The 21021-nt window shown below is 44.4% G+C and carries 19 protein-coding genes, 1 tRNA gene and 1 pseudogene; 3 read left to right on the forward strand and 18 right to left on the reverse strand.

Annotated features, from left to right (window positions below; genetic code table 11):
* Positions 1-224: 224 nt before the first annotated feature.
* The 7 genes from urtE to QUA43_RS14515 form a co-directional block, all read right to left on the reverse strand.
* Positions 225-923, reverse strand: coding sequence for an urea ABC transporter ATP-binding subunit UrtE (urtE, locus tag QUA43_RS14485; RefSeq protein WP_333374806.1), 699 nt, complete (start codon positions 921-923; stop codon positions 225-227).
* A 79-nt stretch (positions 924-1002) separates the two neighbouring features.
* Positions 1003-1749: an urea ABC transporter ATP-binding protein UrtD gene (urtD, locus tag QUA43_RS14490; RefSeq protein ID WP_333374807.1), complete on the reverse strand. Its 747-nt coding sequence runs from the start codon at positions 1747-1749 to the stop codon at positions 1003-1005.
* A 133-nt stretch (positions 1750-1882) separates the two neighbouring features.
* Complete coding sequence (locus QUA43_RS14495) at positions 1883-2605, reverse strand: TIGR00266 family protein (RefSeq protein WP_333374809.1); 723 nt, start codon at positions 2603-2605, stop codon at positions 1883-1885.
* Positions 2606-2795: 190 nt separating this feature from the next.
* Positions 2796-3938: an urea ABC transporter permease subunit UrtC gene (gene urtC / locus QUA43_RS14500; protein ID WP_333374811.1), complete on the reverse strand. Its 1143-nt coding sequence runs from the start codon at positions 3936-3938 to the stop codon at positions 2796-2798.
* A 27-nt stretch (positions 3939-3965) separates the two neighbouring features.
* Positions 3966-5120, reverse strand: coding sequence for an ABC transporter permease subunit (locus QUA43_RS14505; protein ID WP_333374813.1), 1155 nt, complete (start codon positions 5118-5120; stop codon positions 3966-3968).
* Between the two features lie 549 nt (positions 5121-5669).
* Positions 5670-6986 (reverse strand): urea ABC transporter substrate-binding protein, encoded by a 1317-nt coding sequence (gene urtA / locus QUA43_RS14510; RefSeq protein ID WP_333374815.1) that lies wholly within the window; start codon positions 6984-6986, stop codon positions 5670-5672.
* Between the two features lie 502 nt (positions 6987-7488).
* Entirely contained in the window at positions 7489-7617 is a 129-nt protein-coding gene (locus QUA43_RS14515; protein WP_333374817.1) for a hypothetical protein, read from the reverse strand.
* 76 nt (positions 7618-7693) lie between these two features.
* Between QUA43_RS14515 and QUA43_RS14520 the strand changes: the two are divergent.
* The 3 genes and pseudogenes from QUA43_RS14520 to QUA43_RS14530 all read left to right on the forward strand — a co-directional run.
* Positions 7694-7843, forward strand: a pseudogene (locus tag QUA43_RS14520) (7-cyano-7-deazaguanine synthase); the annotation flags it as partial.
* 69 nt (positions 7844-7912) lie between these two features.
* On the forward strand, positions 7913-8803 hold the full coding sequence (locus QUA43_RS14525; protein WP_333374819.1) for a phosphate/phosphite/phosphonate ABC transporter substrate-binding protein: 891 nt from the start codon (positions 7913-7915) through the stop codon (positions 8801-8803).
* 148 nt (positions 8804-8951) lie between these two features.
* Entirely contained in the window at positions 8952-10859 is a 1908-nt protein-coding gene (locus QUA43_RS14530) for an ATP-binding protein (protein WP_333374820.1), read from the forward strand.
* A gap of 68 nt (positions 10860-10927) precedes the next feature.
* Here QUA43_RS14530 and QUA43_RS14535 read toward each other — a convergent pair.
* The 11 genes from QUA43_RS14535 to QUA43_RS14585 form a co-directional block, all read right to left on the reverse strand.
* Positions 10928-11000, reverse strand: a tRNA-Ala gene (locus QUA43_RS14535).
* A 120-nt stretch (positions 11001-11120) separates the two neighbouring features.
* Positions 11121-11849, reverse strand: coding sequence for an HAD family phosphatase (locus QUA43_RS14540; protein WP_333374822.1), 729 nt, complete (start codon positions 11847-11849; stop codon positions 11121-11123).
* A gap of 92 nt (positions 11850-11941) precedes the next feature.
* Positions 11942-12841 (reverse strand): methyltransferase domain-containing protein, encoded by a 900-nt coding sequence (locus QUA43_RS14545; RefSeq protein ID WP_333374824.1) that lies wholly within the window; start codon positions 12839-12841, stop codon positions 11942-11944.
* Between the two features lie 237 nt (positions 12842-13078).
* A complete protein-coding gene (locus QUA43_RS14550; RefSeq protein ID WP_333374825.1) occupies positions 13079-15637 on the reverse strand; it encodes an ATP-binding protein in 2559 nt (852 codons plus the stop codon).
* Positions 15638-15925: 288 nt separating this feature from the next.
* Positions 15926-16651, reverse strand: a complete 726-nt coding sequence (locus QUA43_RS14555) for a TVP38/TMEM64 family protein (RefSeq protein WP_333374826.1) — start codon at positions 16649-16651, stop codon at positions 15926-15928.
* Positions 16648-16809, reverse strand: a complete 162-nt coding sequence (locus QUA43_RS14560) for a hypothetical protein (protein WP_333374828.1) — start codon at positions 16807-16809, stop codon at positions 16648-16650. The genes QUA43_RS14555 and QUA43_RS14560 overlap by 4 nt, the downstream gene beginning before the upstream one ends.
* Entirely contained in the window at positions 16806-17792 is a 987-nt protein-coding gene (arsS, locus tag QUA43_RS14565) for an arsenosugar biosynthesis radical SAM (seleno)protein ArsS (RefSeq protein WP_333374830.1), read from the reverse strand. Before arsS ends, QUA43_RS14560 begins: the two co-directional genes overlap by 4 nt.
* Before the next feature lie 297 nt (positions 17793-18089).
* The gene (gene arsC / locus QUA43_RS14570; RefSeq protein ID WP_333145636.1) at positions 18090-18485 is read right to left on the reverse strand and encodes an arsenate reductase, glutathione/glutaredoxin type; all 396 of its coding nucleotides are present in this window, start codon (positions 18483-18485) and stop codon (positions 18090-18092) included.
* 43 nt (positions 18486-18528) lie between these two features.
* On the reverse strand, positions 18529-19596 hold the full coding sequence (gene arsB, locus QUA43_RS14575; protein ID WP_333374832.1) for an ACR3 family arsenite efflux transporter: 1068 nt from the start codon (positions 19594-19596) through the stop codon (positions 18529-18531).
* Positions 19597-19632: 36 nt separating this feature from the next.
* Complete coding sequence (gene arsH / locus QUA43_RS14580) at positions 19633-20301, reverse strand: arsenical resistance protein ArsH (protein ID WP_333374834.1); 669 nt, start codon at positions 20299-20301, stop codon at positions 19633-19635.
* 7 nt (positions 20302-20308) lie between these two features.
* Positions 20309-21019, reverse strand: a complete 711-nt coding sequence (locus tag QUA43_RS14585; protein WP_333374835.1) for an MIP/aquaporin family protein — start codon at positions 21017-21019, stop codon at positions 20309-20311.
* Positions 21020-21021 lie beyond the last annotated feature (2 nt).

Here is a 21021-nt window from a genome sequence, read left to right on the forward strand (position 1 = left end):
AGAAGGAAAATGCCTCGTTTCCTGGGCGATTGAAATCGCTTATTGTCAAACTTTTGTCCGTCTACGGGGACTGAATACAAGTTTTTTGATTCCTTGTTCCCAGGCTCTGCCTGGGAATAAATATCGAGAGGCTCTGCCTCGTTTCCCTCTTCCCTCTTCTCTCTTCCTTCTTCCTTCCATCCGTTACATCCGTTACAGAATCCGTTGCCGAACTTCCTTCTGAATCAAACAGCCAAAAACCTCTGAATCACCTCATCACTTAACTCGCTAGTGCTTCCAGAAGCCACAATCCCCCCTTTTTGCATAGCATAATACCAGTCAGCCTGCCGCACAAAATGCAAATGTTGCTCCACCAACAAAACAGAAATTCCCCTAGTCGCAACCACACGGCGCACCGCAGCTTCAATATCTAAAATAATCGATGGCTGAATCCCCTCCGTAGGTTCATCCAAAACCAGCAACTGCGGCTCACCCATCAAAGCCCTAGCAATAGCTAACTGCTGCTGCTGTCCCCCGCTCAAATCACCTCCCAGGCGATCGAGCATAGTTTTCAAAACAGGAAATAAATCAAAAATTTCATCAGGAACTTCAGGATTTTTGATTTTGGTTGGTTTCGCTTCCAAACCTAACAATAGATTTTCTTTCACCGTCAAACGTGGAATAATTTCGCGCCCTTGAGGCACATAACCAATTCCTAATCTAGCCCGCTGGTGAGTCAACTTAGAAGCAATAGATTCTCCGCCAAAAGCAATAGTGCCACTGCGCGGTTGCAGCAACCCCATAATCGTTTTTAGCATAGTAGTTTTGCCCACACCATTGCGGCCGATCAAGCAAACCATTTGCCCCGCATTTACGCTTAAATCGACATCGCGCAAAATGTGACTTTCGCCGTAATAAACATTCAAATTAGAGACTTGTAGCATAATTATTTACTGTTCACTGTTCACTGTTGACGGTTGACTGTTGACTGTTAACTGTTAACTGTTGACTGTTGACTAATAACTATTCTTCAGGTTTTCCCAAATATACCTCAATTACCCGATCGTCATTTTGCACCTCATCCATAGTCCCCTCGCACAAAACCGAACCCTGATGCAACACCGTAACCTGCCGCGCAATTTGCCGCACAAACTCCATATCATGTTCAATTACCAACACCGAATGACTTTCGGCCAGCGAAATCAGCAAATCTCCAGTTAACACCGTTTCCTCATCAGTCAAACCCGCCACAGGTTCATCTACCAACAACAAATCAGGAGATTGAGCCACTAACATTCCAATTTCCAACCATTGCTTTTCCCCGTGAGAAAGCAAACCAGCCAAAACATCAGCTTTAGCAACTAAACCAATTGTTTCTAACAAACCGGCAACCGTGCGTTTTTCCGCAGTAGAAGCAGGCTTGAACAAAGTCGAAAAAACATTTTTATGGCGGCTGCAAGACAATTCCAAATTTTCGCGCGGCGTTAAATTCAAGTAAACTCGCGGCGTCTGAAACTTGCGGCCAATTCCCAAGCGCGAAATCCTATCTTCCGACAACTTGCGTAAATTTTGTCCCTTAAATAACACTCGGCCCTCTGTCGGCTGCACCTTCCCGGTAATCGAATCGAGAAAAGTTGTTTTCCCCGCACCATTGGGACCAATGATAACTCGCAGTTCGCCCGCATCCATGCTGAAATTTAAACCGTTGATGGCTTTAAAACCGTCAAAACTAACAGTCAAGTTTTCTATTTCTAATACTTTGCCATTCATAATTAGTAATTAACTCACTAATGGACAACAACCGATACCTCTTGTAGGTGCGGAGCGCAAATCTTCTCATTATTAAGCCGATTTTTCACCCTGCCGCGGCACCATATTTTATACTTTTTCTGGCAGTTTACTCTCAACTAAAACTGCTAGAACTGCTCGAAATTGGAGGTGGAGTGGCAGCTAAAATGCGTTCAGCTAACTTCGAGAGTGGCAAACTTTGCACGTATACTTTTCCAGGCCCCGTCATCTTTGCCAAAAACAAGCCTTCGCCGCCAAATAGAGCATTTTTAAACCCTCCAACAAACTGAATATCGTAGTCTACTGTGGGAGCAAAAGCTACTAAACAGCCTGTGTCTACTCGCAAAACTTCACCAGATCCCAAATTTTTTTCAACTATTGTTCCTCCCGCATGAACAAAAGCTAGCCCGTCACCCTGCAATTTTTGCAGAATAAAACCTTCTCCGCCAAAGAAACCGGCACCGAGCCGCTTGGTGAAAGCTACCTCAATTTCAATGCCGTTGGCCGCACAGAGAAATGAGTCTTTTTGACACAAAAATTTCCCGCCAAGTTGACCTAAATCAAGGGGAATTACTTTACCCGGATAGGGGGCGGCAAAAGCGACGCGGGCCTTGCGATTTCCGGCGTTGACAAAGGTGGTAATGAAAAAACCCGCTCCTGTCAACATTCGTTTGAAACCTTGAAATAAGCCGCCGCCTGTGGATGTTTGCATTTGGATGTCGCCTTCCATGTATGTCATGGTTCCAGCTTCAGCCCTGACGCCTTCTTTGGGGTCGAGTTCAATCTCGATGAGTTGCAAATCGTCGCCGTAGATTTTGTAGTCAATAATATCTGCCATATGTTGCCCCTCAAGTTAAAGAACGAAGCTACTTGCTACGAATATCTAAGTAGGTGGACATCTATATTACGTTTCCTCAGACAGAGATAAACACAGCATTTTCCAAGTTTATTGCGATTGCTTTGTTTGTGTGTTGTAGGTGACATTTATTTATGTCAGTCTACTTATAAATTACACGATATTTTTGCACTCAATGTTCAAGTTCTTCTTTTTCAAGCTGCACTTGGGGGTCTTGTTCCAGACTGGGGTAAGTAGATGCGTACTTCGGTCTTCTGAACAAGCTGCGGATTTGGTCGAAACCTTGATGTTGCAGCCATCCGACTAAGCCGTCGGGCAGCACTGTGACTACTATTAGGAATAGCGCGCCTTGGAAAAATAGCCAAACTTCGGGAAATTGTTCGCTTAAGAAACTTTTACCAAAGTTGACTAGCAGTGTTCCCAATATTGCTCCCGATAATGTGGCACGACCTCCCACTGCGACCCAAATTACCATTTCAATGGAAAAGGCAATATCCATTGCTTTTGGGGAAATAATTCCGGTTTGTACGGTAAATAATGCGCCTGCAATCCCGGCTAAACCGGCGGAAATTGCAAAAACTAAAACTTTATATCCTGTGGGATTGTAACCTGAGAAACGCAGGCGTATTTCGTCGTCGCGAATTGCTACTAGCAGGCGACCGAAACGCCCGCTTGTCAGCCACCGGCAGAGGGCGTAAGTTGCTGCTAGAAATAGTATGGTGAGAATGTAGAAAATATATTGAGTATCTCGGTCATTTATTGTGGCTCCGAACAGGGTTTTAAAGTCGGTGAGTCCGTTGGTGCCGTTAATGAGTTTTTGCTGGCCGTTAAAGAAGTTGAAAAATACAATGGTTGCTGCTTGGGTGAGAATTGAAAAGTAAACGCCTCGAATTCGATTGCGGAATACTAAATAGCCTAAAAGTGCGCCCAAGATGGCGGGGATGAGAACTACTGCCAATGCTGAGAAGGGAAATGAATAAAATGGTTGCCAAAACCAGGGGAGTTCGGTAACGCCGTAGAGGTTCATAAATTCTGGCAATTGACTGCTGGCGGTTGGGGGAATTTGCAGTTTTAGGTGCATGGCGAAGGCGTAGCCGCCGATCGCAAAAAATACGCCGTGTCCGAGACTCAGCAAACCGGTGTATCCCCAAATCAAGTCTATGCCGAGGGCGGCAATTGCTAGTGCTAAAAATCGCCCCAATTGATTGAGCCTAACATCGGGGAGTATTCCTGGGAGGAGTAAGATGAATGTGAGGGCGATCGCGCTGACAATTGCCGCTTCTTTTAGCCAGGGTTTTTGATGTTTGTTCTGCATTTTTCGCTACACTCGCAGTTGTAATTTTTAATTTTCTACAGTCCGTCCTTTTTGCGGGAAAATCCCTCCCGGCTTCACTTGCAGAAAAGCCATAATTAAAGCGAATACCATTACTTTTGCCATGCTGGTTGTGGCGAAAAATGTGAAAAAGTCGGCTAAAGGCTTGACAGGAGCGAACATTATTGCTAGTGTTCCCGAACCAATCAGGTAATTTGCAGTGCCGATCGCCATCGCAGCAACGACACTACCCACAATCTTGCCGACACCGCCCACAACCACCACCATAAAGGTATCGACTATATAATTTTGTCCGGTATTTGACCCTACGGAACCGATCAAACTAATCGCGCACCCAGCGACACCAGCCAACCCCGAACCCAAAGCAAAAGTCAGCGCGTCTACTTGTTCGGTAGGAATTCCCAAACACGCACTCATGCTGCGATTTTGCGTCACGGATCTAATCCGCAATCCCCACACAGACTTTTGCAAAAATAGGTAAATTCCCGCCAAACAAATTCCGGTCAGGACAATAATAAAAATTCTGGCATAGGGCAACTGAAAATTGCCCAGCGGTATGCCACCCCGCAACCATTGCGGTGCTGTTACGTCCACATTTTGAGCGCCAAACCAAGGTTGAGTTACTGCCAGTTTGTAAGTTTGCCCTAAAAAGGCGCTCACCGCCCAGGAAATACCCAAAGATAAAGGCAAAATTAGGGCGATAATTTTGTTGCGAATGCGATCGAAATCCAGGCGAGATTTCAGCAACCGCAAACCGCCAAAAAACAGCAAACAAAACACCGCAATCCCAATTACCAGAACCCAACTAACGCTGCGGACAAACTGCTGCAAAATTAAACTTACGCCCCAAGTTGCCAGCAGAGTTTCTAGCGGCCGCCCGTAAAGATAGCGAATCACTCCGCGTTCGAGAATTAATCCTACCAGTGCAGCTACTAAAAAAGCTAGGGGAATTGCAAATAAAATATAGGTTTCAAAGGCAAATCCTCCAATACCTTTGAAGACATTTTGCACCACGAAAGTTGTATAAGCCCCCAGCATCATCAACTCGCCGTGAGCCATATTAATCACGCCCATCAGCCCGAAAATAATGGCTAATCCCAAGGCTGCAATTAGTAGAACAGCGCCGATGCTAATGCCATTAAATAAACCGTCTAATATCGCCACTTTTGTTACTCCTGCATTAATTCGGTTAACTTTGTTCGCGGATAATTAGGGGCGGCTTTTACCCCATTAGTGTCAACTTAAACGTCAAGTTTTCTATAAAAAATGCTTAGATTCAGTATCTGGATTCCCCTAAATCCCCCTTAAGAAGGGGGACTTTGAAGAGTCCTGTTCCCCCTTATTAAGGGGAGTAGGGGGTGACGCAAGGAGACTCCAGTTCCCCCTTATTAAGGGAGTAGGGATTGACGAAAGAATGCTCTTACTCCCCCCTTATTAAGGGGGGCCGGGGGGGATCTCCTTGGTGTCAACTTAGAACTAAAACCCTCTGTATATTTCCCTTGTAGCCTAGTCTAGATCCCCCTAAATCCCCCTTAAGAAGGGTGACTTTGAAGACTCCAGTTCCCCCTTATTAAGGGAGTAGGGATTGAGGAAAGAATGCTCTTACTCCCCCCTTATTAAGGGGGGCCGGGGGGGATCTCCGGGTTTAAAGACACGCCCTAGGGGAATCGAAGATACGTTATCAACGTTAACAAAATTGGTATTACCTACTTATCAAGCTTTGAATTTGCCACCTTTTGCGGGGTCTGACCAATCGCAAGCAAAGCCTTTTGTTTCAGCGACAAATTGATTCCAAGGCACCGGCTTCACTGCTTCTGGTGTAGCAAAAGCGATGTTAAACAAACCGTCTTCTCTCACTTCGCCCAAACGCACAAATTTAGAAAGGTGATGGTTAACTTCCATCGTTACTGTGCCCCCCGGCGCGTCAAAGGTTTGACCCAAAGCTGCTGCCCGCACTTTTTCCAAATCGTCGGCTGTCCCTGCTTTTTCGACGGCTTGCTTCCACAGGTAAACCATGATGTAAGCTGCTTCCATCGGGTCATTGGTCACTCTATCTTTGCCGTATTTTGCCTTGAAAGCTTCCACAAATTTTGTATTTGCCGGAGATTCCACAGTCATGAAGTAATTCCAGGCGGCGTAATGACCTTTAAGATATTCTACGCCGATCGCCTTTACTTCTTCTTCTGCAATACTGACAGACATTGACGGATATTTGTCTGGCCCCAAACCTGCGCCCTGCAACTGTTTAAAAAATGCTACGTTGCTGTCGCCGTTGAGGGAATTGAAAATGACGCCCCCGTCTGGCAAAGCTGCCTTGATTTTAGTAATAATTGGTGTGACTTCTGTCCCGCCCAAAGGAATGTAATCTTCCCCAACTAATTCGCCGCCTTTGGCTGCTAGCTGTGCCTTGATAATGGTATTTGCCGTGCGGGGAAAAACGTAGTCCGACCCGACCAAGAAGAATTTTTTGCCTTTATTTTCTAGCAGCCAGTCAACTGCTGGTTCGATTTGCTGGTTCGGCGCCGCCCCGGTATAAAAGATATTCTTGGAACACTCTTGACCCTCGTATTGTACGGGATACCAGAGCATATGATTTTTTTCTTCAAATACTGGCAATACTGCTTTGCGGCTGGCGGATGTCCAGCAGCCAAAGACGGTGACAACTTTATCTTGGTCGATCAATTTTTTGGCTTTTTCGGCAAAAGTCGGCCAGTCTGAGTTGCCATCTTCTATTACTGCTTCGATTTGTTTGCCGAGGACGCCGCCAGCTTTGTTGATTTCTTCGATCGCTAATTGTTCGGCATCGACAACGCTTTTTTCGCTGATTGACATCGTGCCGCTCAAGGAATGCAAAATTCCTACTTTGATCGTGTTTCCACTGCTTGCTGCTGGTGTAGTTCCTGTTGATGTGGGAGAAGTGGCTGGAGTTGCGGTTGGAGTGGGAGTTCTACAAGCTTTCAGAAATAAACTTGATGTTAGGGTAGCAGAACCGTATAAAAGAAATTTCCGCCGATCGAATCGCTTTGCCATTTTTTCTGGTTACTCTTGAATAGATGAGTCAGATGATTGAGAATAATAACACATAGCGACTTGATATTAAGACTCCCTTAATAAGATAGTTGTATTTTTGGATACAAAATTTATTAAGTAAATTAAAGTTTAAGGAGAATTTTCAACAATTTACAGTACAGTCTCTCAAAATGGTGGCGATCGCACTGCGCTTTGAGTACGATCGGACTTGTGTCAATCACCCTGATTGTCGAATAACAAACTATTTGTCGCTTTAACAAGTTAATGTCGTCTGACTACGATGAGCTGAAGTCCTTGCTATCTAAGGATTAGAGCAGCTTTTTTCACGCCGAAATTACAGCAGTCACTTGAACACGCTGGTTGTCGCTATTTAAACTTTTGACAACTTCTGTGTCGCTTCTTAAAAAACGGGACTTGCAAAAATTACGGCAGCGTCTAACAAATTAAGCTTGATTTTTGGAAAAAACAGCTTAATTTGTTGATTAGAAAATCAAAGTCCTCTTCAGGTGTACTGGTAATAGGAGATTGTACTCGATCGAGCTCCGTTGAGGCGATCGCTCGCTTCGGAACCGTTGCATGAGAGCCAGACTGTGAAGTGCGATCGCACCCTCGATCGAATCTCCGAAAGCATCCCCATCACCTACGTTGCTGATCGCAATACAATTTTTCTAAGTTTAGGCCTCGCCTGAGTCGAAACTCTCAATGGCGATCGCGTTTACATTGGCGTCAACGTTTTAGATTATTCTGGCGATCGAGACTTTCGCCCCGATTATATTCAAGCCATGCAAGAAGTATTTCGGCTAGGGCCAAAACCAGGGAGAGAAGGCGATGCACTCTCTATCTTAACACCGCCTTAATCAAAGCTTATTCCAAGTAGCTTATGATAGTAATGCAATTTTCAACTGCCACTAAAAATCCTAAAAATCATGAAGCGGCGGCATTTTGTTGGATTCTCCCTATTGTTTGTAGCAAGCTGTTCTACAACAGTAAATCAATCTAATCGTAGTTCTTCCAATTTGACCGTAAGTGAACCCGAAACCCTTGAATTTGCAGTAACTGATATTCAGGGAGCCGAAGAATTGCAGCAAAATTATCAAGCATTTCGGACTGTTCTTGGAGAAGTTTTAGAGAAAGAAATTGAATTGTTTCCAGTAGATAACTATATAGCAGCAGCCGTAGCTCTCCAGTCCGGTCAGCTAAAATTAGCTCTAACAGGGCCCTCTGAATATGTGATTATGCGGGCGCGGACAAATGCTGTTCCCATCATGGCCATCACCCGCCCCGACTATCACTCAATTATTGCTGTTCGTGCCAATAGCGAGATTAAGTCAGCATCACAATTGAAAGGTAAAACAATAGCAATGTGGGAAGTAGGTGCAACTAGCGGTCATTTAGGGCCTAGTAAACTTCTACTCGAAGCTGGATTAAATCCTCAGTCTGACTTCAAAATTTTAATGTTGGGTAAAAAGGGTTTACAAGCTCTCAAAAAGGGTGAAGTTGATGCTTTAGGAATTGGTGCTACAAGATACCAAGATTTACTTAAGAGCGACGGTTTATCTGAAAGTGAGTTTCGTCTAATCGCCACAGGGCAACCCCTGCCTAATGATTTGTTGGTAGCTAGTAGCAATCTGCCTACTGCTGTTGTTGAAAAAATGCGTGATCGCCTAATAAAAAATCAAGATAAATTGATTGAAGCGCTTTTGGTTGGCCAAGCCAATGCCAAGTATAAAGGAGCTAAAATGATGGCAGCAAACGACACTGATTATAACATGATTCGCGAAGTTTATAAAGCTATTGGTCAGGGGAATGTCTTTTAAGGTTAAATTTTATCTAATGCCGAGTTTGTAGTAGAGCTTTAGCCCTTAATCCATAAAATCTAGGGGATAGTGTCGTACTACGAATAAGAGACTTGATTTATGTGCATTTACTAAATAAACTTGTTAAAAGTTAGCTCGGGTTGCCAGTATGCAGAAATTTGAACAGAGGGAGAGTGGATCTGTAAAATTCCACAATCTTACCCTCAATAGACGAAAAAATAAGGTTGCGGTGACGGAAGGCGATCGCAACATCAAAAATCCTCTCAAAAAAACTCCTTTCACTGCAATTAACCGCTTCATTTCTCGCTTAAGCATTGCCAAAAAAATTAATTATGGCTACTCCCTAGCAATTGGAATAGCCGTACTAGGAACCACAGGGGGAATGATCTGTGGAGACTATTACCAAAAGCAAGCTTTCCAAGCTCTAACCTTAGCCGATGAGCAACAAGATTTGCTCAGGGATTTAGAATATTCCGTGCAGGCAGTGCAGTCACATCCCAAACGGTTAATATCTGTCTTGGGAGATTCAATCTGGTTTGAATATGAAACTGCTAATTTCTTGAAAGATGTTAATGTAGTAAAAAAAATAATTGCTGAAATAGCTTTTTTTAGTGAAGAAAATTCCAGAGAATTAGCAGTAAATTCTGCTGAGTTAAAAGAATTGTTAAACGGTTACACAACTGCGACAGATTCCTACTCTCAAGTTATCCAATCTTTTTGGCAACAAATAGCTCCCTCCTCACTAAAACCAGAGGAAGTTAAAGAGGCACAGCAGCAAGTATTGGATTTAATCAGAGGGGAGAGATCCGTTAAGCTTGATGTTAAGTTTGAGCGGCTGTCAGAGAGTTTGAGCTTGATGACACAAGTAGCTAAGGCACAGCAGAGACAAGCCTACATTAATTTTAATAGAGCTGAGAAATTGCGAGTGGAAATCATCGTAGTGAGTATGTTAGTATCAGTCCAGATCGCTACTTTTCTAGCCATCTGTACCAGTCGCGCGATCGCCATTCCTCTCCAAGCGGTAACCAGGGTTGCTAAAACTATTACTCAACAAGCAAATTTTGATTTGCAAGCACCTGTCACTACAGAAGATGAAGTAGGAACCTTAGCAAAATCCATCAATCAATTAGTTCAGTGGGTAGCAGAATACACCCATGAATTAGAGCTGGCTCGCCATAATTTGGAAGAGCGAGTACAAGAAAGAACAGAAGAACTTACAGCAGCGCTTCACCAACTTAAACACACCCAAACCCAGTTAATTCAAACCGAAAAAATGTCCAGTTTAGGGCAGATGGTGGCAGGGGTAGCCCATGAAATAAACAACCCTGTTAACTTTATTTACGGCAACCTAGAATACGCCAACCAGTATATTATAGATTTGTTAAAGTTAATTCGTCTCTATCAGCAGGAATACCCGCAACCCACAGAGGCGATCGCACAAGAAATCGCAGAGATAGAACTAGACTTTCTCGCAGAGGATTTACTAAAACTGCTTGAATCTATGAAAATAGGTTCAGAACGCATCCGGCAAATAGTTTTGTCTTTGCGAAACTTCTCTCGCTTAGATGAATCTCAAATGAAATTAGTTGATATCCATGAAGGCATTGAGAATACACTATTGATTTTGAACAGTCGTCTCAAGCATGGAATTGAAGTTATCAAAAACTATGGAGAATTGCCAGAAATAGAGTGTTATCCAGCGCAGCTAAATCAAGTATTTATGAATATTATAGTAAATGCGATAGATGCACTAGAAGAGTCAGGGGATAACTCTAAAAAAAGTAAAATTCCTCAGATTTTAATTCAGACGCAAAAGTTGGACAGTAGCCAAATTCTGGTGCGAATTTGCGATAACGGCCCGGGCATTTCACCCGCAATCCACAGTAAGCTATTTGACCCATTTTTTACAACTAAAGAACCAGGAAAAGGCACTGGTATTGGCCTGGCAATTTGCTACCAGATTGTGGAAAAACATGGGGGGAAAATAGAGGTAATTTCATCTTTGGGAGCGGGAGCAGAGTTTGCGATCGCACTTCCTGCCTCCTCTCAAACTTGAAGCTAGATATTGTCTATTATGAGGACATTAATGTGTTAACGACGACACATAATTTGTTATTTGACATATGGAGAATAGCGGACTCGAACCGCTGGCCTCTGCGGTGCGATCGCAGCGCTCTACCAACTGAGCTAATTCCCCTGATTGAGTTTTAATTTAGCATTTTAGATGCCGGATTGCCGAATCTAAAAGGCTTACAGGTCTTGCTGGCTCTCACGTTCGCAGACCGTCACTTACACTAGCACGTAACTGCTCAAAAGGTCAAGTGTTTTCCGCAGCCGGCTCAGTGGGGGCGATCGAGCAAAGTGCCGCCACTCTATCCAACTCTAAATCAGCAAAATAGTCCACCGTCCAATTAGCTTGGCGCTGGATCATGTGAAACGGGTAAGTGTGAGTCACACCCGCAACCTGAATCCCCGCTTTTTTCGCCGCTTCAATTCCCGCAAAAGTATCTTCTACCGCCAAACACTCGATCGGTTGCAGGTTAAAGTCGGGATATTTCTGGTTGAGAAGTTCCACAGCCAATAGATAGCCGTCGGGTGCTGGTTTGCTCGCCGTCAAGTCGTCGCCTGCGACAATTAACTCAAAGTTTGCCGCCAAACCGGCCAGATCTAACACCAATTCTATATCCGATCGCATTGCCCCGCTAACTATGGCCATTTTCAGTCCGGCGGCCCGAATTTTGTCAATAAATTCTGCCAAACCCGGATAAATCGGCAGTTTCTCCAAAGTATCTATTTGAGCTTTGTAAGCTTGGGCCTTGCGCTGCAGCAGTCGATCGAGATATGTTTCTGTTAGATATCGTCCTCGGCGCTTGAGTAGTTCGGTAATGCAAGCGCGATCGCTCCTTCCCAAACAAATTTCTCGAAACTCCCCACGTTTAAGCTGGAGATTTTCATCGAGCATCAATTGATAGATGATTTTCTCGTGAATCGGCTCGTCATTAACAATCACGCCATTAAAATCAAATAAAACAGCTTTTAGAGTCATTAGTCATGAGTCATTAGTCATTAGTTATTAGTCATTAGTCAGTCAACAGTCAACAGTCAACAGTCAACAGTCAACAGTCAACAGTTAATACATCAAGCAGGAGCTGGAATGCCTGGTAAATCGCCATCAAAATCAGGAGTTCGATCGCCCCAATTCCACCCCGTCGCCACCTTTGCCTGTTCCAAATCTTCCCCAGGCAAAGGTTTCACGCCCTGCGTCACCTGATTCACCCACCAGTGTTCGTGAGTTTGCACCGCCGCGAATCCAGCCGCCCCCGCCCAAGCATCAAGGCTGCCAGCGGCGTAAGACTTAATATAAGGCTCTTCAAAGATATCAGTCAGCCACTCTGTCTGCCGCAAAGTTTTTTGATTTCCGTCCAAAATTGCCACTTGTCCCCCAACCTTCAGCAGTCGGAAGCTTTCTCGCAAAATTGCCCGCGATACAGCAGGTGGCGTCTCGTGAAACAGCAAGGAAGCTGCGACTAAATCGAAGCTGGCATCGGGAAAAGCAACGCTTTCGGCATTTCCGTGCAACCACTGGATATTTAAGCCGGCTTTTTGCGCTTTCATGTCGGCAACTACCAGCATATAAGGCGACAAGTCCAGCCCGACAACTTCCGCTTCGGGAAAAGCTTGCTTGAGCATGAGCGTTGTCGAACCCGTGCCACATCCCAAATCGATGATTCGGCGCGGTTTCACCCGCACAGCGTCAATTAAGCCTTGTCTGACGACTGTTTCGTGGGGAGGCAAAACATATTGCGTGATGGGATCGTAGGAAACGGCGGCACTGGGGTTGAGGTAGCCGCGTTTAATGCCGTGAAAGTTTTGGCTGCTGTAATATTCGGGGTAAACTAAGTTGGGTTGTCGGTAGCGATCGCCCGCTGTTTCCCAGTCGATACCTTCGTAGAGTCGTTTCAGTGCTTGTTCGTCGATCGCCAGTCGCATCAGGGGCGACAAAAAGCGCTCGAAAATTGTATCCTTGCCAACAGCCATAAAACACCTTTAACAAAAACTCTTCTAATTTTAGCCAACGGCCGTCAACTTAGCATTAATTAAAACTGTTTAGTCCCTCTTCCCTCTTCCCTCTATCCCTTACCTCCGTTACAAACTCCGTGGGCTTCCTTTCCCACTTCCTGCTGATACAAATTTAAAAAATGCAACTATAGACACGCTCTAAACACTTATTTTATCAGTCATTCCCCAATCTAAAATCTAAAATCTAAAATCGTATTACTTCCCGTTACTAATAGGAATTTTTACCAAAAATTCCGTACCCCCACCCGAAGGTTTAGAAATTGTGATGCTGCCCCCATGTCCGTCCACTACAATTTTGTAGCTAATTGCTAATCCCAAACCAGTGCCTTTGCCCACCTCTTTAGTAGTAAAAAATGGGTTAAAAATTTGGTCTTTAACGCTGTCGGGAATGCCGGGGCCGTTGTCGGCGATCGCCACTTTCAGAAATTTAGCGCCATGTTCGCGAACTACCCCCGTGGAAATAGTAATAATTTTATCCAGGCGAGCGATCTCGTTCAAGGCATCGATCGCATTGCTCAGCAAGTTCATAAACACCTGATTGAGCTGAGACGGATAGCACTCGACTGAAGGGACCTTGCCGTATTTCTTGACTATATAAATTCTATTTTTAATGCGGTTGGAGAGCAGCAGCAAGGTATTTTCTATACCTTCGTGAATGTCCGCCTGCTTTTTGTCAGATTCATCAAGGCGAGAAAAGTTACGCAAAGAAAGAACTATGCTGCGAATGCGTTCGGTTCCTATTTTCATAGAATCCAATATATGCGGCAAATCCTCCTCGATAAATTCTAACTCAATTTCTTCGGTAAAATCTTCGATTTCCTGGGGAACCTCTGGGAAGGCTTCTTTGTATAAACTCACCAATTCTAATAAATCTTTAGTATATTTGCTGGTGTGAGGCAAATTAGCCGAAATGAAGTTAACGGGGTTGTTGATTTCGTGCGCTATCCCAGCCACCATTTGACCTAGGGATGACATTTTTTCGCTCTGCACTAAATGAGTTTGAGTTTTTTTCAGTTCATTTAAGGCGCTATTAAGCAGTTTTACTTGGTCTTGGGTTTGACTGTAAAGGTGAGCTTGAGTAATGGCGATCGCCAATTGGTCTGCTACAGCTTTTAACAGTTGGATTTCCTCCCGGCTCCAAAGCCAATGAGTAGCGTGGCTACAAATTAAATAACCCTGCGGTTGATTCTGAGTCTGGACAGGTACGGCTAAATAGCTATTAGCTTTAAGTTCCGGCGGTTGAGTTACACCCTTAGCCCAAGTGTCGCTCGAAAGAATAATTGGTTCGCCTTGACCACTCCGTACTAACACATTTTCGAGAAAGTAAGGCTCAAACTTTATGCCTTGTGTCGCAGAATCAGAGGGGCAAAATTCCCACAGGATTTGTAACATTTTTTCTTGCGGTTTGTACCAACCAAAAGCCGCCCGTTCTAGGTGCAGCAAACTTACTATTTCTTCGACTGTACTTTGCACAATTTTGTCTAATTCCAGGGAAGCGCGAATGCGTCCGGCAATCCGGTTGAGCATGGCTTCTCGCTCCGCTTGAGCGCGATTGTTTTCGGAGGAGTAAATTAGCCAAATTGCTGCTAGCATTGCCGGGATGAGCAGTCCGGCGACTACGGATGTCAGCAAATTTAATGCTTGCAGTTTGGATTCAATATTTTCGCGGGGAATTACTAAAGCCATAGACCAGTTAACTTCCTTGAGGGGAGCATAGGCCACATACACCCATTTGTTATCTATTTTTACCAGTTCGATGTTCGTCTGGCGGTCGATCATCTGCCGCGCAATTGTGGAGAGTGCGGGGTCCTTTGACTGTAAAAAGCTTGGGGCCTCCCGGTCGATATTTCCGATTAAGTTATTGTTGGGATGAACAATTGGCACTCCTTGTGAATTGAGCGCAAAAGCATAACTGTCGGAACCGTACAGCAAGCTGTTAGCGACAGATGTTACTCGGTCTAATTTAATGCTGCCCGATAGGACTCCAATTACTTGATTGGGAGCGGGAGGTAAAGCCCAAATAGGAGCTGAAATAATAATCGTAGAAACTTTTGTACTGCGGCCGATCAGCGGGTCGGAAACGTTGAGCTGCCCGGCCATTGCTTTTTGAAAGTGTTGGCGGTCTTTGGCGTTCGCGCGGTTGCCTAGAGTGTTGATAAATGAGCCGTCGGGTTGAATTAAGGACAGGATGAAATACTCTTTTAATCTGTATATTTCTCCTTGCAACCGAGGTTCGACTAATTGCCAATTGAGAGTGCCAACCGTAGGATCGTAAGCAATGGTTTCTATTTCTGCTTTGCGGCTGCTGAGCCAGCGGTCGATTTCATCGGTACCTTTTTCTAGTTTTAATAGTGCTATTTGCTTTAAATTGTCAAGGATTAGTCCGCGCACAAAAAAATAGCTGATGCAAGCAGTTGTGCTAATCGTTAAAGCGGTGGTGGCCAGAATTAGCAGGGTCAGCAAATGGCGGCGCTGCCGTCTGTGTTGCCAAAGACTGTGCGCTTGCTGCCACCCTGATTGAGCAGAATTGCTGATGTTTTCCCAAAAGTGGCGCAGGTTTTTTGCTTGGTGTGGCGGCGGCGCAGACACAGATCCGGCTTGATTTGCTGGGTTTTGCATCATCAAATGTTCTCTCCGAATCAAATTCATCAAACGGTATTGGTCATTCGGCAGAATTAATATCAGCCAAGTCGTGAAACCAGTTTCAGAAAAATAATGCAACTGTAGGCTGGTTATCCCAACCCTGGTAGGCATCAGTCATTCCCAATCTCAAATTTAAAATGGTATGACTTGCATTCCTGACTGCAAACAATTCTTATTCCGATCGCACGCTCGCCTTCTATTTTGGCATCAGCTTGATATTTTGACCTTCGGTTTACCTAATTGAGGTAACTGCTTTACGATATCTTTAATATCTATCTCGTTTGTATAACAAAATAATTATAAATAACACAGAGAAAACACGGAGTTTTTTAAATTAGCAATGTATTATAAGGTATAGGTAAATACTTATTGACAATTTTACTAATTTGCGCTGTGGTTTCAAGGGTAAATTTTTTCGTCTAAAGCTTTTTTAGCCAAGCGAGTTGCATAAACGGTGAGGGCGATCGTTGCTACCAAACCAATGCCGTAGAGAGCCCACTCAGCAGCAGTGCGCGATCGCCCGCTAGATCCGAGTGCAGCCAAACTCCCGGCCAGGGAACCGATATAAACATACATGACTGTTCCGGGAATCATACCGATCCAAGATGCCAAAAAATAGTCTTTTAGAGATACCTGCGTGACTCCAAAAGCATAGTTAAGCAAATTAAACGGAAAAATGGGAGAAAGTCGCGTCAGCAGCACAATTTTCCATCCTTCAGAGGCAACTGCGGAGTCGATCGCCTTAAATTTTTGATTGCCTTCTATCTGTTTGGAAACCCAGTCGCGAGTTAAATACCGCCCTACCAAAAAAGCGCAAGTTGCGCCTAAAATCGAGCCGATGGAAACACAAACCGAACCGCCAACGACTCCAAACAAAACGCCAGAACCGAGAGTCAGCAAAGAACCGGGGATAAATAGAACCGTTGCGACAATGTAAATTAGAATAAAAGCTGCCGGGCCCCAAGGGCCGAGACTCGCGATCGACTCCAAGGCATTTGTCAGAATTCCTTGGAAGTTGAAAAACCTACTCGCTGCAATCAAAGCCACAGCTAAACCAATCCCTAAAATCAGTTTCCACCTATTTGATGGCGGCGGATTTTCATCGGGCGATCGCGAATCATTCATTGCTTAAAATCTCCATTCTCAATAATATGGGCATGGGGCATTGGGCCCAAAAGCATGGGGAATCGGGAATCGGGAATCGGGCCCAAGAGCATAGTTTCTTCCTTCTTCCTTCTTCCTTCTTCCTTCTTCCTTCTTCCTTCTTCCTTCTTCCTTCTCAAATCAAAGTACCGCCACAGCTAGAACCGCTACCCGCCGTACAGCCGTAACAATAAGCAGCCGTTTGCACCTCTTGAATCACATCTAAACTGCCAGATGCGAGCAATTTAGCAGTATTTATCTTTTCCCCACTGCCAGTTTTCGCCGGCAGATTTTCCATTTGGTTAAAATCGCAGTCGTAGACATTGCCCAAATAGTCGATCGACAATTCGTTACGGCACATTAAATGTTCCAGAGTACCGGGATTAAAATTATCCTCCAAAAACCCCAGATAAGGCTTGTGAAGTTTCTTATGTTCCAAATGAAACTTAGTTCGTCCCACCGGCAAATTAGTAATCGCGAACAATTGATTAAAACAAATCCCAAAATGTTCGGCTAAATAAACCTTGTAATCTTCCTCTAACTTGCCTTGTTCCGGTGTTAGCGAAAACTTATCTGTTGCCGGCACTTGTGGATTGTACACCAAATCCAGAATTAAATTTGGGTTTTTCCCGTATCCCAACTGATTTAGCTTTTGCAGCGCCCGAATCGAACTGTCAAAAACACCGTTGCCACGCATTTTGTCCACATTGTCAGCTTGGTAGCAGGGAAGCGACGCCACAATTCTGAGTTGCTGCTGCGCGCAATATTCGGGAATATCTTCAAAACCTTTTTCAAAGTAAATCGTCAAATTAGAACGAACAATTACCTCTTTGCCTGCAGCCCTGGCAGCTTCTGCCAGCGGTTTAAAACCGTAAAGCATTTCGGGAGCACCACCGGTGAGGTCAACAGTTTGAATTTGAGGAAAGCGGCGAATGATTTCAATTAATTGGTCGCAAATTTCCGGGGAAAGTTCTTCTGTTCGTGTCGGGCTAGCTTCTACATGGCAGTGAGTGCAAGCGAGGTTGCAGCGTTTGCCGAGATTTATTTGTAAAACTGTAATCTGCTTTTTAGTTAAAGCTGAGTGAAGTTTGTTTTTGAAAGGGGTGACTGCGGTCTGAATCATGTGCTAAACTTTTTAGTCTCTGCTCGCAACGGATTTAGAGGCGTTCCGGGGGAACGCCTCTCATAATTTAGCACTAATTCTTTGGATGCGAGAGCGACAAATTTTAACGGGTCGCTACAAAGTTAATTGAAACTCACATCTTGCACCATTATTGAAAACAGGCAAGATGCCTGTTCCACAGGAGAGGAATTTTGTTGTGGAACAGGCCGAAAAGCCTGTTCCTAAAAGGCTTATTGACAATACTGCAAGAGCTGAGTTAAAACCGACAAGGCAAGAATTCTCATTTTGACACTAATCTTACTTTAGAGAGTCCACTAATTTCTCAACTCGTGCTTTAATTTCATCTCGAACGCGGTGAAAAGTTTCGATGGGTTGTCCGTCGGGATCGTCGAGTTGCCAATCTTCAAACACTTCTCGCAATACCCACGCTTCGGGTAAATTCACGCCGCAGCCGCAGAGAGAAATTACGGCATCGTAGTCTTCTGCATTGAATTCGTTTAATGGGTTGGATGTTTGATCGGTGATGTCAATGCCGATTTCTGACATGACTTGAATTGCTGTCGGATGAACTCTGCTTGATTCTAACCCGGAACTGGTGACTCCAATCTTGCCGGCTCCGATGGTTTTAGCAAATCCTTCTGCCATTTGCGATCTGCAGGAGTTTCTTTTGCAAACAAACATTACTTTTTTCATGGTTTTTGTTAGTTGTTGGTTGTCGGAAAATTGTATGACTAGGCTAGACAGACCCGGGCGTATTACGTCTAAAAAATCGCTTCTCAAACCACAGTGCCAGGTTAACTAAACTAATCAGCACAGGAACTTCTACTAAGGGCCCAATCACCGCAGCAAAGGCAGCACCGGAGTTAATACCAAACACAGCAATGGTGACAGCAATGGCTAATTCAAAGTTATTGCTAGCAGCAGTGAAAGCTAAACTTGCTGATTTCGCATAGTCAGCTTTTATTTTCCATGCCATGTAGAAAGTTTCTAAGAACATTAGCACAAAGTAGAGCAGCAACGGAATCGCTATCCGCACCACATCCCTAGGAATCTGAACAATTAAATTTCCCTTTAAGCTAAACATGACTACGATGGTAAACAAAAGAGAAATCAGTGTAAGTGGACTGATTTTAGGAATGAAATCGCTGTGATACCAACGCTTTCCTTTGGCTTTTATCAACGCGATGCGGGTTAAAAAGCCTGCCAGAAATGGAATCCCTAAATAAATTAAAACAGTTTGGGCAATATCTCCAATTCCTATGTTAATAACGCTGCCTTTTAAGCCAAATAATGGCGGTAAAACTGTGAGAAAAAACCAGGCATAAACGCTGTAAAATAAAACTTGAAAAATACTGTTGAATGCCACAAGTCCTGCGGTATATTCAGTATCTCCTTTAGCTAACTCGCTCCAGACAATTACCATCGCAATACAGGGGGCTATTCCAATCATGATCAAGCCGGCCATATATTCAGGGTAATCATGTAGAAAAGTGATGGCTAACACAAACATTAAAATCGGCCCGATTACCCAGTTTTGCAATAACGAGAGACCTAGAATTCTAGGATTGCGAAAGATATCCCCTAACTCTTCATATCGCACCTTGGCAAGGGGTGGATACATCATCAGAATTAAGCCAATGGCAATCGGGATGTTAGTTGTTCCAACTTGAAATTGGTTGATAAATCCTTCGATACCTGGGATGAAAACTCCCAAGGCAACGCCGATGACCATTGCCAGAAAAATCCATAAGGTTAGGTAACGGTCTAAAAAGGAAAGTTGCTTTAAAATGGTTGAATTTTTCATCAGTTATTTTGGATACCTCCAAGGGATATGCCAACTTTAGATACTCTTAGCAGAGTTAACCTCAAGGGCGCGATTTGCGACGGCGATCACCTCTTTAGCGGCTTGTTCCTTGCGTTCGCTGTAGCGATCGGTCAAATAGTCGGCTTGCTCCCGCAACAGCAAGGTAAACTTGTACAGTTCCTCCATTACGTCGATCGCGCGATCGCGATAAGGCGAATCCTTCATCGTCCCATCATCATTAAATTCCTGATAAGCTTTCGCAACCGAAGACTGATTCGGAATCGTAAACATCCGCATCCAGCGGCCCAAAATTCTCAAAGTATTCACAGCATTAAAAGACTGCGAACCGCCACTGACTTGCATCACCGCCAAAGTTCGGCCTTGAGTCGGTCTGACAGCCCCAATATTTAAAGGAATCCAGTCAATTTGGTTTTTCATAATGCCGGTAATATTGCCGTGCATTTCTGGACTCGACCAGACTTGACCCTCCGACCACAGGCTCAATTCCCGCAATTCCTGAACCTTCGGATGCGTATCGGGAACGCTACCATAAATCGGCAATTCTAGAGGATTAAAAAACCTAACTTCGGCACCGAAGCCCTCAATAATTCGAGCCGATTCTTCCGCCAACAAGCGGCTGTAAGAACGCTCTCTTAACGATCCGTATAAAAACAGAATTCTCGGTTTGTGCGTAAAATTTGCCATGATGCTTTTAATTAAAATCCCGAAATCCGTTAGACAGTTCTCGATAAACTGCGACTGCTAATTGTGCTCCCCAAATCGGAGCAACCCAGTAAACCCAGTGGTGTTCCCAAATGCCACCAACTAAAGCTGGGGCGAGAGAGCGTGCCGGATTCATACTCGCTCCGGTAATCGGCCCCATAAATGCAGCTTCTAACCCTACAGTTAACCCAATTGCTATCCCGGCAAAGCCGATGTGAGCGCGTCTATCAAGTCCTGAACCGAGGATAACAAACATTAAGATAAAGGTCAAAACAGTTTCTAAAATTAGAGACTGCAACCAGTTACCATTGAGAGGGATAGTTGCACCGAGATTTGCCACTTCACCTAAAGTAATTAGCAGCAGTTTAGAAGCTGCGATTGCACCCGCACACTGCCCTAAAACGTAAGGCAAAACTTTATATTTTGGGAAAAAACCGCTCGCCCAGAACCCTAAAGTTACGGCCGGATTAAAGTGTGCACCGCTGATGTGTCCTAGGGCGTAAATCATCGCAGTTACTACTGCACCAAATACAAAACTGACGCCTAAATGAGTTACGGAACCAGCGCTAGTTTTGTTAACCATCACCGCACCCGTGCCTGCAAAAACCAAAATAAATGTACCTAGAAATTCTGCGATCGCTTCTCTGCTGCACTCCGGTGAAAACAAGCTGCCCGCTGTCTTAGAAACTGACTTGAACATTG

Source organism: Microcoleus sp. N9_B4, assembly GCF_036701635.1.
Taxonomy (GTDB): domain Bacteria; phylum Cyanobacteriota; class Cyanobacteriia; order Cyanobacteriales; family Microcoleaceae; genus Microcoleus.